Here is a 14,286-nt window from a genome sequence, read left to right on the forward strand (position 1 = left end):
TGAAAAGAACGACTACATTAAAATGCTTACCCAATTGTATTAGTATTAAATATGATAAATATTTATATCATAAACAAAAAAGAGGTAAAAGGTCTTGCAAATCTAGCTAAGGCAATAAAAAAATAAAAAAATTTTCGCGACTAATATTATTATTAGCACGCTTCGTAAAAAATCAATTTGTACATCTAATAAATGATGGTGCTATTCTTTTATATTATAATTTATAATCTAAAAGTGTATTTTATTAAAACAAAAGTTTAAACAATTTTTAATCCCCCGTAAAAATGAAAAGAACGACTACTTTAAAATGGTTAACCCTTTTATTAGTATTAAATATTATAAATATTTATGCTATAGATAAAAAAGAGGTAAAAGGTCTTACAAATCCAGCTAAGACAGCAACAGCAACAACAACAACAACAATTTTTGCGCCTAATGATATTAGCGTGCTTCCTAAAAATCAAATTGTACCTTTGGTAAATGATGGTACTAATTTTAGTGGAGTTACGGTTAGTAGTAGTCAGAGGTGGTCAACATTATCTTTGAGTTATGTTGATGAATTTAATAATAAAGAAAATGCAATAACTTCTAGCACTTCTGACTATACATCTACAAACAGTGATTCTGATCTAACAATTACTTCTCTCTTAACAATGCCTGCGGGTAGTTATGCAGGGGCAAAAATAAGATCAAATTCTTTGCTGTCTTCCATATCAAATTTATTAAGTTTTTTAAATGGAGTAACGATAACAACCTATAACGGTATTACTTTGCAGGAAACCCATGTAGTAAGTAATGATACCTCTTTAATGTTGTTAGATCTTACAAGTAGTAATCCTTATAATGTTGGTTTTGTAACCACAAAACCCTTTAATAAAATAAGAATTACTTATGATACTGGTCTTATTGGTAGTTTAACAACTAGCTTAATAGTTTATAATGCCTTTGTAAAGGTTTATGAAAATAATACGGATACTTCAAATTGTAATACACAAGTCGCTTGGACAAATACAGCTTATCCAGTAGAGGTTTATACACCAAATACTTCAGGACTTTTAGGAGTTGGAAATGGAGTAACTAATTTAGAAAATATTATAAGTGCAAGCACTACAGATTATGCTGAACTAGGGTTAAGTGTAAATCTTCTTGATGATTTAGAAATAGGAGTCTATGATGTTTTAGATAATTATACAGGAGCTAACTTTGTAGGTTTCGATATTGAGGTAGCAAGTATAGCAGATGTAAATTTATTAAATAATATTTCAATTTCTACTTATAAAAAAGGTACAGGGCTAGTAGAAACAGCATCAGGTTCATCTATGCTTTTAGGGGTCCCTTTGTTAACAGCTTCAAGTAAACAAACAATAGGGTTTTTAGCTACTCAAGAATTTGATGAAGTTAGAATTAAATTTAGTTCAACGCTTAATGCAAATGTAGGAACTATTAAAATCTACAATAGTTTTATTCAAAAAATGTGTGAAACAACGTTAGAGTGTAATACAACTCACAACTTAAGTTCTCCAGACTTTTCTACCTATGTAGATTTTGCGCAAACAGGAACTTCTGGTGTAGCTTGTATAGATTGTAATGTAGAAGATGCTAATAATGTATTAACAAGTAGTAATACAGATTATGTGAAAATGAATGCAGCAGTGAGTGTTGCAGGTTCTGTTAGTTTAGCTGTTAGAGATGCTACAAATACATTTCCTGCAGGTTCTTATGCCGGTTTTAATGTGAATTTTGATGATTCTTTATTGAGTTTAGATATTTTATATGATGCTATTACAATAACAACTTTAAAAAGTGATGGTTCTGCGTCTGAAAGTAAATCGGGAAGCGATTTAATCGGGTTGGGTTTATTAGGGGGTACCGTATTGGGAACTTCAGGGACAGGTAGTGTTAATGTTGGTTTTAAAACAACATTACCTTACCATGGAATTAAAATTACTGCCACAAAATTTGTAGGAGTAGATTTAAGTGGTGTTCTTGGTAGTAGTGAGTTTAGAGTTTACGGAGCCTTTGTAGATACAAGAGGCGTTACAGGTACTACAGCATTTGATGCTTGTTTAGATTCAGATGTAGACGGTATTATAGATAGTGTAGATTTAGATGATGATAATGATGGTATTTTAGATACTGATGAAAAAGATTGTACAGATCCTAATAACTGCCTTGAGTTGGATACAGATAATGATGGTATACCAAATCATTTAGATTTAGATTCTGATGGAGATGGTTGTCCTGATGCAGCAGAAGCAGGAGTGCCAGGTATATTGATAAGTGCAATTGTAACTAACGGAAACGGAACAGATGATTCTGTAAATACTACAACAAATATGTCTGGAGCTATTTTTGATATAGCAACTTCTGGACAAGACGTTGGAGATAATGGTTTAGTAGCAAGCATTGAAACAGATGATACAGTTACAGCCAATACAACTTATGCTTCCAATTATAGTGCTTATGCCTTAGACGGTGCTAAAAACGCTTGTGGTACAGCAATGATAACTCAGGTATACCAAACACCTACAGAACGTTGGATAGAAATAACCAATATTTCTTCTGATAAAATTGTTGGAGCAAATACCGCGCATGTTGCTTTATTTCAAAACAAATCCGGAGATCAAGATGGAGTTGTGCCAACAGCAACAGCAACAAATACAGCAGAAATAAACCCAGGAGAATCATTTATTATTTCTTCAGGAACAGTAACTAATAAATTAACAGGTACATCAGAAGTAATAAGTGCAGCTACAACAGATTTTGAGGGAGCAAATGATATTTTAGCATTAATAAAAGCATCAGGCAGTAGTGCTTGGAATTCTAGAATAGATGTTATAGAAAACATTGCAGATACTACCAGTTATGTTCGTAGTGATATGATTTTAGAACCAAATACAACCTTTGATTCAGCAGAATGGGTTGCCTTTATCAACGATAATATTATAACATACAATGATTTAGAATTTGATGACACTACAGAGCGTCACCCTCATGATCCTTTATTATCAGAAATAGCAACTGCAAACGATGATGCAAATATAAAACCAGGATTACACAACTTTGGTTTTACAAATAGAGTAGGTTCAGTTTGGTCTAATGGGTATCCAGATAGATCTAGAGAAGTAAAAATTTCTGAAGACTACAATCATTTAGAAAAATTAAGTGCACGTACATTTGAGGTTAATACAGGTGCTATCTTCAGTATTACAGATCATTTATTAGTAGTAACAAATAATATTGTTTTAAATGGAGAAATTAGATTGGTAAGTACAGATGAAACAAATAAAGCGCAATTGGTGCAAACGCATAAAGGGATACAACAAGTTACAGGAACAGGTAAGTTATTAGTAGATCAAGAGTCTAAAGCACCAAATACGTTCAGATATAGTTATATGGGGTCTCCAGTAAAGACCATTGGAGAAAGTACTTATTCAGTTTCAAGTGTTTTAAAAGATGGTACGAATCGCTTACAAGCAACAGGTACGATTGGTCAAGGTGCTTTAGATTTTGCTAAAGATATAAATTTTGTAACAGGATATAATGGTAGTAATACAGCGCCAATATCTATTGCTGATTATTGGATTTATACTTATGGTAGTTCTGCAGGAGGTAAATCTAATTGGGAGCATAAATATGAAAATGAAACAATTGGTTTAACTGATGGTTTTATTTTTAAAGGACCTGCCGACCCAAAGCAGAATTATACATTTGTAGGTACTCCAAATGATGGAGATTTAAATACGGCTATTGGTGGTGATCAGTCTTATTTAGTTGGTAATCCTTTCTCAGGAGCAATTAGTGCTAAGAAATTTATAGAAGACAATGTAAATTCTATAACAGGTAGTTTATATTTCTGGGAGCATGCAGGGGAAAAGAGTAGCGAAGGTATAGGTGGACATTATTATGCTGGTTATGTTGGAGGTTATGCTATTAGAAATATTTCAATGGGGTTGTCTGCAAATCAAGTAATGTCTAATAATGGTGCAGAAAAAGCAACTAGTTTAATAGAAGCGGAAACTGCAACAAAAAATAATGGTGCACAAGATTATTCTGATGGCGTTTCTGGTGTGGTACTTGGAGCTTTAAATGAAAGTGTTTCGTTTACAAGTACAATAGCAGCAGATTCATTATTTATCAACTATAAAACTATAAGTACTGGGTCTATAGGAGTTAAGGTTAATGGTAATTTACAATCAGTTCCATTAAATATTTCGAGTGGTCAGTATACACATGTTTGCTTTATAAATGACATAAAAGTGAATGATGTTATAGAGGTTATATACACAGATAATTCAGGAGCACATAACTTATATTTAGATTCATTCGTATTAAAAGGTCGTGTTGTAACAGAAGGAGTACCTGCTGTTGGTACGGGTATTTATAATGTACCTAAAGCATATATTGCTATGGCACAGGGATTTTTTATTCAGGGAGATTCTGATGGTGGTCCAATAGTGTTTAATAATAGTCAAAGAGAATATAAAGTAGAAGGACCAGAATCTATTTTCTTTAAAAGTGATAAAAAATCAGCAGGAAAAAGTAGAACTAGTACAAGTAAACTTCCTGTTATTAAATTAGGAATGGATTACACAAATGAAGAAGGTTTAGGGTTGCATAGACAAATTGGTGTTTCTTTTAAAAGTGAAAATTCTTTTGGATATGATAATGGATATGATTCTGCAATGTTTGATGTAGGAGAAACTGATTTTTATTGGAAATTTCCTAATAGTGAAGGTAAATATGCAATTACTGGTGTACAAAGTATATCAGATGATTTAGAAGTTCCTTTATATATCTCATTGGCTCACAAAGGTACTGTCGTTATAGGTATTGATGAATGGGATGCTATTGATAGAAACGTGTATATAAAAGATAAATTAACAAACCAAGCGTATTTAATTAACAACGGTAGTTTTTCTTTAAAACTTGCAGGTGGTAGTTATACAGATAGATTTTTCTTAACGTTTAAAGAGAGTAATACGTTAAGTGTATCAGATAATACTACTGTGTTAAATAAGAATATTGCGGTTTATTTAGATAATAATACACAAGAAATTGTAATTAATAATGAAAATAATTTACAACTTAAAAATGTAAAATTATACAATCTTTTAGGACAAGAAGTTGGTAAATGGAATAACCTAGATCAAATAGCTACACAACAGAGGTTAAAAACAAACAAACTATCTGATGCTATTTACATTATCAATATTGAAACAGAAAAAGGAAAAATTTCTAAAAAAGTTATATTAGAGTAGCGCGTGGGGCGAAATGACGTTTTGTAATTCACAAACGTTGGGATTAATTATTTGTTTAAAATAGTTCTATTGGTTTTTTTCATAAAAATCAATGGGGCTATTTTTTTTGTAAGAATATCAAGGATTCCTTTTATTGTGAAATACAAGAACCTTCAAAAAGTGTTATTTTTTCTTTTATTCCTGCAGATTTCTGTATTTTCGTTTTTTATATTTTTATCAATTGAATTTAAGTTATCCAATAACATATATTAAAGGAATTAGTGTACAAAGAGCAGCGCTTTTGTATACCGAATTGGGTATAAAAACATGTAATGATTTACTCAATTTTTTTCCTTTTAGATATATTGATAAAACTACCTTTTATGCCATAAAAGATTTACAGCCTAATTCTTCTGAAGTACAAATTGTAGGCAGAATTACTCATGTAAAATCAGTTGCTCAAAAAAGAGGAAGTAGATTAGTTGCTACTTTTCAAGATGCTACAGGAACCATGGAGTTGGTTTGGTTTAAAGGACAAAAATGGATAAAAGATGCGCTTAAAATTAACCAACCTTATGTGGTGTATGGTAAAACAAACCACTACAATGGCAATTTTAGCATTCCGCATCCAGAAATGGAGCTGGTTACAGAATATAAGAAAAAGTTGCAAACTAAAATGCAACCCGTTTATCCTTCTACAGAAAAGCTAACAAATTCTGGTGTTTCTAATAAATTAATGAGAACCTATGTACAGTATTTGTTACAACAGTTTTTTGAAACCATAACAGAAACCCTATCGCAAGAAATAATTGATAGTTTTAAATTGATGGGAAAACGAGACGCATTATTAAATGCGCATTTTCCTAAAAGTCAAGAAAATTTAGCAAAAGCACAAAACCGTTTAAAGTTTGAAGAGTTATTTTTTATTCAATTACAATTATTACGCAAGAAACTCATCAACAAAACAAAAATAAAAGGATTTGTTTTTGAGAATGTAAGCGATTATTTTAATACTTTTTATAAAGATTATTTACCTTTCGATTTAACAAATGCTCAAAAAAGAGTATTAAAAGAAATAAGAAAAGATGTAGCTTCTGGTGCACACATGAATCGTCTTTTACAAGGAGATGTAGGCTCAGGAAAAACAATTGTAGCCTTGTTAACCATGCTTTTGGCAATAGATAACGGTTTTCAGGCTACTATTATGGCACCAACAGAAATTTTAGCCACACAGCATTATCATGCAATTTCAGAAATGTTAAAAGATATGGATATTAATGTTGATTTATTAACGGGATCTGTTAGAACCAAAAAGCGAAGAGAAATTCATGCAAATTTAGAAGACGGAACCTTACATATTTTAATAGGTACACATGCGTTGATAGAGGATAAAGTAAAGTTTAAAAACCTTGGTATTGCAATTATTGATGAACAACATCGATTTGGTGTTGCGCAAAGAGCTAAATTATGGTCTAAAAATTCTTTGCCTCCGCACATTTTAGTAATGACAGCAACACCAATACCAAGAACCTTGGCTATGTCTGTTTATGGCGATTTAGATATTTCTGTTATAGATGAATTACCTCCGGGAAGAAAAGAGGTAAAAACCGTACATCGATTTGATAGTAATAGATTGTCTGTTTTTAAGTTTATGAGAGATGAAATAGAAAAAGGAAGACAAGTTTACGTTGTATATCCTTTAATTCAAGAATCTGAAGCCATGGATTATAAAGATTTAATGGATGGTTATGAGAGTATTTCTAGAGATTTTCCAACGCCCAAATACCAAATAAGTATTGTTCATGGAAAAATGAAACCGGCAGATAAAGAACACGAAATGCAACGTTTTGTGAAAGGAGAAACACAAATTATGGTGGCAACAACTGTTATTGAAGTTGGGGTAAATGTGCCAAACGCTAGTGTTATGATTATTGAAAGTTCAGAACGATTTGGGCTTTCGCAATTGCATCAATTAAGAGGAAGAGTTGGGAGAGGAGCAGACCAAAGTTATTGTATTTTACTTTCTAGTTACAAACTTTCCGAAGAAGGAAAAACACGTTTAAAAACAATGGTAGATACTACAGATGGTTTTAAAATAGCTGAGGTTGATTTAAAATTACGCGGCCCAGGTAATTTAATGGGGACGCAACAAAGTGGTGTTTTAAATTTAAGAATTGCAGATGTTGTAAAAGACTCCAAAATTTTGGTTGCAGCCAGAAATACGGCTATTGATGTTTTACAAGAAGATTCTAATTTGTCGAAACCAGAAAACAAAAATATTAAAACTACCTATTTAGCACTGTCTAAAACGTCTAAAATTTGGAGTAACATTAGTTAGCCCTATTAAATGGAGCTTTACAGTTTTAAAAATTAAAGGAACAAGTTTCATCAAAATAAATGAAACTCATTCCTTATCTAGGGGCATTATGACGCTTTAGCGTTTTGTAAATGATAAAACCTTAAATCGTGTTCATTTTGTCTTTCAGAACTAAAACTAGAAACACGTTTTAAGTACCCAATTACTCGCGTACCATAATCTATATCTTTAGAGCTGCAAGAGCTACATTTTACAAGTGTTTTTTTATCAATATGACCACATTTATTACAAATAGTTATTTTTACATTAAAGCAAAAATAATTACCACCGGCTAATGCTGTGGCCTCAATTAATTTTAAAAAGCCATTTTTATTAGGAGCCTCTTCTAAATTTAAATGAAGAGCAGAGCCACCATCTAGGTATTTTATAATATCTGTGCCATGTAAAATTATTTTATCTAAAGAATTTATCGAATTATTTTCTACAGGGTAGAAATAAGAATTGTAGCAATCTCTAGGTACAAATAAACCATCTTCTTTGTCCCATTTTGCATTTTTTACACCTAAATTTTCTGCAGGTACAAATTCCGTATTAAATAAATAGCCATATTCTTTTTTGGCTTCTTTATTGGCATCATAAATTATTTTGAGCTGTTTTGCTACAAAATCTTTATAAACAGTGCTATTTTCGGCTTTTATACCTTGGCTTTCTGCAGCTTCTACCATACCATTTATGCCAATGGTTAAAAACTGTTTGTCTAGAGATATAAAACCAGCATCATAAACAGGCAGCATTCCGGCATTTTTATATTCTTCAATTAACTTTCTGTAGGCTATTTGGTATTTTTGAATTTTATTTATTTCTGTTTTAAGATCTTTTCCTTGCTGTATTAAGCGATTCATGTTTAGTGTAATAACGTTTATAGAGCCTGTAGAAACGCCACCTGCACCCAAAGAATAGCTAAAAGTATTGTCGCTAATTTCATTTCTTAATCGGCAACAAGAAGCCAAACTATCTGCGCTTTCAGATTGATAGATAAAAAATGAATTTCCTTCACTTAACTCAGTGGCGCACATATTGGCAAATTCAGTATCTACAGGTTTGCCTTTTTTTACAAGCATTGCAGCGGTAACCACAGGAAAGGTTAATACAGCTTTTTCTCTTTCTTTATTAAACCATTTCATAAAAAATAGTTGTAATTTTTTAAGACTTTCCCATTGCGGTTTTGTCATGTCAGGAAAAACAAACTCACCAAATAAGCTGTCAAAATATTTTTCATCGTATAAAGAGATATTCCAAAAAACAGATTGATAACCTCTTGCAGCAGCAGGCTGATTAATTGCATAAACCGCATGTTGTAAATGATTAGAAACTGTTTTGGTGTTAGAATTTAGGTAATCGTTTCCAAAATCTTTTCTAGCAAAATAATCAAAATACAATAAAAATTCTACAGTTGCCAAAGCACCTGCAAATTGAGAGCTAATGGCAAAGACAAGGTTTACAAATTCGCCACAATAACTCTCTAAATGTTGTGGTGCTTTACTTTCACCTCCAAGCTTGGTAAGTCCGTCAAATAAAAATGGATACATACTAATAGAAGTGCAATAAGGTTTTAAAGAGGTTTCATCATGTACATAAATTTCATGAGCTTCTATTTGCCTTACATATTCATTGGCCAAATTTTTATCAAATAGTTGTTCAATTTTATTTTTTACCAATTGCCTATTTACCTGAACGTTAATATCCTTATTTAGTTCAGCTTCCATAGTAGCTATGTTTTTAGAAGAAACATTGGCGTTGGCGTCTATTTTAGAGCCATCAGCAGCATTGCTTGCATTAATGTAATTCTGAATAAAATTAATTTTTTGGTTTACCTGTTTTTCCGTTAATCGAATCATAGCTTAATAGTTTTTTAAGAATAAATGATTTAAATTTTTATTTGTTTGTACTTCTATAAATTGCTGATTGGTATCAGGTTTATCTAAGCCTCCTTTTTTGGCAATCCATTTGCCGGTTTTAATCCAAGTTAGGTGTTGTAGTAAATTTTTATCAATATGTTCCTTACCTGTATAAAGGCATGTTTTGTATCCTTCTTTTTGGGCGTATTTTAAATAATCTATGAGTTCTTTTTGATGCCATTCTCCACCCATAAATAAAACACAACTTGCAAATCCTTTATATTTTAGTAATGTTTGTTTGTATAATTTTATAGAAAGTTGTTGTCCGTTTTCTTCTTTCCATAAAATAGGAGAATGACAACCTTTGCAGCGAATTTTACATCCACAAATGCTAAAACAAATACTGATTTCACCAGGCACTTCTTGTAGTACAACCTGAATGCTAGAATAATTCATTTTCATTAATAATATAACCAATAAGGCTTACTTATTGATGGTTTAAAATGTGTCAAAAAAGGTACGATAACCCAATGGTATAAGTAGATACATCGTGCCATAACTTTTATCCCGAAAGTTTGACTAATTAGAAGTTGGCAGGTCTTCTGACTTACTCTGGTTTTTACGTCTTCCCGTTTATAAATAGATAAACAGTGACAAAGAATGTAAAACTTTTAATAGAGCTTACAGCTGCGGGAACAGTATAGGTTTTACACCTATTTCCCTTTTAATTTTAACAATTGATATTGTTATTAAAACCAAATTCTATTCAAATTTAAAAATCATTTACCTTTTGTGTCTAATATTTAGAAGAACTTATTAGCTACTTATAAACATATTTATAGGTAATAAGTTTTAGGATTGTAAGAGTATAGAAAACAAAGAAATTTGTTTTTAATGAGACACTACTTTTAAACCAATTATAGAAATTATTAAAGTAGAAATAAAAAAAAGACGCCAAAACGTAGCGGGCTCTTTAAATATAAAAATACCTAATAAAACGGTTCCAACGGCACCTATTCCCGTCCAAACAGCATAAGCAGTTCCTATAGGTAATTCTTGTGTTGCTTTTAAAAGGAGCAACATACTTGCAGATAAACATACTATAAAACCAATGTACCAATAGGTAGTTTCGGTACCTGTGCTTTCTTTAGCTTTACCTAAGCAAGCAGCAAAAGCAACTTCAAAAAGTCCCGCTATAATTAATAGTATCCAATTCATTTTAAGATGGGGTTTTATCAATTTTAAAAATTGAAATGTAAATTTAATTATAATTTTAAGAAGTAATTTGTATAAATAAAAGAATAACAATTATATTTTTTTTCAGCGACTTTAAATCTTAGCAAACTTCTAACAAATTCCATTTCGGTATTCTTTTTAAAGTGTCTATCTTTATCGGCTGTAATTAGTCACTTATTTAATGGAATTATACAAAGAAAATCAGCTTAAAGTATACAACTCTTTAACCAAATCTAAAGAGGATTTTAAAACCATAACAGACGGATATGTAGGTATGTACGTTTGTGGTCCAACGGTTTATAGCAACGCACATTTAGGTAATGTTAGAACCTTTATGTTTTTTGATGTTGTGTATAGATATTTACTACATTTAGGCTATAAGGTGCGTTATGTACGTAATATTACCGATGCTGGCCATTTAGAAAATGATGCAGATGAAGGAGAAGACAAAATTGCAAGAAAAGCACGTTTAGAACAAATTGAACCCATGGAAGTTGTACAACGTTACACGGTAGACTTTCATGATGTTTTAAAAAACTATAACTTTTTACCACCAAGTATAGAGCCAACTGCAACAGGTCATATTGTAGAGCAAATAGAAATGATTAAAGAAATCATAGAAAAAGGTTTTGCGTATGAGGTAAATGGTTCTGTATATTTTGATGTGCATGAATACAATAAAAAAGAAAACTACGGAATTCTCTCTGGTAGAAAAGTAGAAGATTTACTACATAATACAAGAACTTTAGATGGGCAGTCTGACAAGAAAAATCCGCAAGATTTTGCACTTTGGAAAAAAGCCGATGAGAAACATATTATGCGTTGGCCTTCTCCTTGGAGCGATGGTTTTCCGGGGTGGCACTTAGAGTGTTCTGTAATGAGTACAAAATATTTAGGCGAAAGTTTTGATATTCATGGTGGTGGAATGGATTTAAAATTTCCGCATCACGAATGCGAAATTGCACAATCTAAAACTTGTAGTGGCGTAACGCCTGTAAATTATTGGATGCATACAAATATGCTTTCTTTAAATGGGCAGAGAATGGCAAAATCTACAGGGAATTTTATTTTACCTAATGAAATTTTAACAGGAGAAAACACTATTTTGCCAAAAGCATTTTCTGCAAGTGTGGTTCGTTTTTTTAATATGCAGGCCAATTATAGAAGTATTTTAGATTTTTCTGGAGATGCATTAGAAGCATCAGAAAAAGGACATTCTAAATTGATGGAAGCTGTTAATTTCTTAGATAAGATTGAATCAGGTAAAACATCTACTTTTGATGTGCAAAAATGGAAAAAAGATTGTTATGCAGCAATGAACGACGATTTTAACACACCAATGTTAATTCCGCAATTATTTGAAGCGGTAAAGGTTGTTAATCAAATTAAAGAACATAAAGCAAGTTTAACGGCAGTTGATTTAGCTGAATTTAAAACAACGTTTAACGCATTTGTTTTTGATGTTTTAGGGTTGATGAATGAAAATTCTCAAGACAATTCAGAAAAAATAAATGGCGTTGTAGAATTGTTAATTAAATTAAGAAAAGAAGCAAGAGAAAATAAAGATTGGGCTTTGTCAGACCAAATTAGAGATGAACTAATTGCATTAGGAATTCAACTAAAAGATGGTAAAGAAGGTACTTCTTTTATAATAAATTAAAAAGGTAATTACGAATTATGAATTTCAAGTTTTTGAGTGTAATTGTCATTTCGAAAGAGAAACGATTGAGAAATCTCTTAATCTAGATTTATTCATTTAATTCATAAATTTTAATCATTGAAAAAAATATTGTCTTTTCCATTTATATTGTTGGTTCGTTTTTATCAAGCCGCAATTTCACCATTTACACCAGCTACTTGTAGATACAGTCCTACGTGTTCACATTACACAATTGAGGCGTTACAAAAACATGGTCTATTTTCTGGTGGATGGTTAGCCTTAAAGAGAATATTTAGTTGTCATCCTTGGGGAGGAAGTGGGTATGATCCTGTTCCAGAAAAGAAAGAATAATAATTGTCACCTCGAGCGCAGTCGAGAGGTTTATAGTTAATAATTAGGTCTCGACTGCGCTCGACCAGACATAGAAATTAAAATATGAGCTTTTTAGCAATTACATGGAATCCTTCAATAGGAATAGATTTAGGTTTTTTTACCGTTCGTTGGTACAGTTTAATGTTTGTAGCAGCATTTTTATTAGGTTTAAGACTGATGAAAAAAATCTATGTAGAAGATAAAATTCCAGAAGAAAAACTAGACGTATTATTTATGTATGTCTTTGTATCTATGCTTGTTGGTATGCGTTTGGGAGATGTATTTTTTTACAGTTGGTCTTATTATCAAAATCATTTATTAGAAATATTTTTACCAATTAAAGAAAGTGCAAACGATTCTTTATTTGGTATTATAAAAGGATGGAAATTTACAGGATTTACTGGTTTTGCTAGTCATGGTGCAGCAATAGGAATTCCTATCGCTTTATATTTTTACGCAAAAAAACACTTACAAAAACCGTGGTTGTTTATTTTAGATAGATTGGCAATTATGGTTGCTTTGGCAGGTTTCTTTATTCGTTTTGGAAATTTTTTCAATTCAGAAATTTATGGAAAAGAAACAGGTTCTAGTTTTGGTGTTATTTTTAAAGCAGCAGGAGAAACAGTACCAAGACACCCTACACAATTATATGAAGCGTTTAGTTATTTAGCTTTGTTTTTTGTGATGTGGCATTTGTATTGGAAAACAGATAAGAAACAACAAACAGGTTACCTTTTTGGTCTTTTTATGGTAGTACTTTGGTCTTTAAGATTCTTTATAGAGTTTTTAAAAGAAGCTCAAGTAGACGGACGTGAAGATTGGGTGTTTAATTCATTAAATACAGGGCAAGTTTTAAGTATACCTCTAGTTTTAATAGGTTTATGGTTAATGTTTAAGAAATCCAAACAAACGGCAAAACAATAAACTTTATGGAAAAATTAAGGCAACGTTGGGGAGTAAAGAATAATTGGTCTATTATAGCTATAATTCTAGTTTTTTCTATAAATGGGTCTTTTGCTACTTGGGTTGCAAAACCTTTAACCAGTTTTATAGGGCTTTCGCAAGAAACAACAAATCCTTGGGTATTTTGGCCTTTAAGAATTATGTTGATTTTCCCTATTTATCAAGCTACACTTCCTTTAGTTGGTTGGGTATTTGGGCAATTTAAATTCTTTTGGGCTTTTGAGAAAAAGTTTTTAGGTAGATTGGGCTTGGGCTTTTTATTTAAAAAAGAGAATTAGAATTCTATAATTTTTTCTACCTTTTCTTTGTTAAATACATAAGAGTATATCCACATTATTGTAAAAGTTGGTACAACATCTAAAAAAGGAACTGCTTCTTCTATAAAACTAATTATTGCGGCTACTTTACCTTGTTTGCCTTTATACATTTTGGTCATTAAGTATCCAGATAGCGGTGCCCAAATTACGTCTAAAAAGGGTATAGGAATAATACCAATAATATCTAATACAATACTTAAAATTAATTTTTTATATTTCTTATTCATGTTTATTTTTAACTAAGATAAAACAAAATTCTTGCCAAAAACCATTGATTTAAAAG

The 14,286-nt window shown here is 31.3% G+C and carries 10 protein-coding genes and 1 riboswitch; of the genes, 6 read left to right on the top strand and 4 right to left on the bottom strand.

What is annotated here, in order from left to right:
- The first annotated feature begins 284 nt into the window (after positions 1-284).
- Together WHD07_RS17365 and recG are read left to right on the top strand one after the other, a co-directional pair.
- Positions 285-5,261, top strand: a complete 4,977-nt coding sequence (locus tag WHD07_RS17365; protein WP_343329402.1) for a T9SS type A sorting domain-containing protein — start codon at positions 285-287, stop codon at positions 5,259-5,261.
- Positions 5,262-5,481: 220 nt separating this feature from the next.
- Positions 5,482-7,578 carry an ATP-dependent DNA helicase RecG gene (gene recG, locus WHD07_RS17370; RefSeq protein WP_343329403.1) on the top strand — a complete coding sequence of 699 codons (2,097 nt, stop codon included), beginning with the start codon at positions 5,482-5,484 and terminating at the stop codon, positions 7,576-7,578.
- A gap of 86 nt (positions 7,579-7,664) precedes the next feature.
- Here recG and nrdD read toward each other — a convergent pair whose 3' ends face one another.
- From nrdD to WHD07_RS17385, 3 genes are all read right to left on the bottom strand, one after another.
- A complete protein-coding gene (gene nrdD, locus WHD07_RS17375; protein WP_343329404.1) occupies positions 7,665-9,455 on the bottom strand; it encodes an anaerobic ribonucleoside-triphosphate reductase in 1,791 nt (596 codons plus the stop codon).
- 3 nt (positions 9,456-9,458) lie between these two features.
- Positions 9,459-9,911 (bottom strand): anaerobic ribonucleoside-triphosphate reductase activating protein, encoded by a 453-nt coding sequence (gene nrdG, locus WHD07_RS17380; protein WP_343329405.1) that lies wholly within the window; start codon positions 9,909-9,911, stop codon positions 9,459-9,461.
- Between the two features lie 119 nt (positions 9,912-10,030).
- Positions 10,031-10,230, bottom strand: a riboswitch (cobalamin riboswitch).
- A 116-nt stretch (positions 10,231-10,346) separates the two neighbouring features.
- On the bottom strand, positions 10,347-10,673 hold the full coding sequence (locus WHD07_RS17385) for a DMT family transporter (protein ID WP_105048024.1): 327 nt from the start codon (positions 10,671-10,673) through the stop codon (positions 10,347-10,349).
- Positions 10,674-10,872: 199 nt separating this feature from the next.
- Between WHD07_RS17385 and cysS the strand changes: the two genes are divergently transcribed.
- The 4 genes from cysS (at position 10,873) to WHD07_RS17405 (ending at position 13,964) form a co-directional block, all read left to right on the top strand.
- Complete coding sequence (cysS, locus tag WHD07_RS17390) at positions 10,873-12,351, top strand: cysteine--tRNA ligase (protein ID WP_343329406.1); 1,479 nt, start codon at positions 10,873-10,875, stop codon at positions 12,349-12,351.
- Between the two features lie 117 nt (positions 12,352-12,468).
- The gene (gene yidD, locus WHD07_RS17395) at positions 12,469-12,702 is read left to right on the top strand and encodes a membrane protein insertion efficiency factor YidD (protein WP_105048026.1); all 234 of its coding nucleotides are present in this window, start codon (positions 12,469-12,471) and stop codon (positions 12,700-12,702) included.
- 84 nt (positions 12,703-12,786) lie between these two features.
- A complete protein-coding gene (gene lgt, locus WHD07_RS17400) occupies positions 12,787-13,647 on the top strand; it encodes a prolipoprotein diacylglyceryl transferase (RefSeq protein ID WP_343329407.1) in 861 nt (286 codons plus the stop codon).
- Between the two features lie 5 nt (positions 13,648-13,652).
- The gene (locus tag WHD07_RS17405; RefSeq protein WP_105048028.1) at positions 13,653-13,964 is read left to right on the top strand and encodes a DUF6787 family protein; all 312 of its coding nucleotides are present in this window, start codon (positions 13,653-13,655) and stop codon (positions 13,962-13,964) included.
- On the opposite strand, the gene WHD07_RS17410 is transcribed toward WHD07_RS17405, so the two are convergent.
- Entirely contained in the window at positions 13,961-14,230 is a 270-nt protein-coding gene (locus tag WHD07_RS17410) for a hypothetical protein (RefSeq protein WP_105048029.1), read from the bottom strand. The genes WHD07_RS17405 and WHD07_RS17410 overlap by 4 nt on opposite strands.
- Between the last annotated feature and the right edge of the window lie 56 nt (positions 14,231-14,286).

It is taken from the genome of Polaribacter staleyi (assembly GCF_038024045.1).
In the GTDB taxonomy this organism is placed as follows: Bacteria; Bacteroidota; Bacteroidia; order Flavobacteriales; family Flavobacteriaceae; genus Polaribacter; species Polaribacter butkevichii.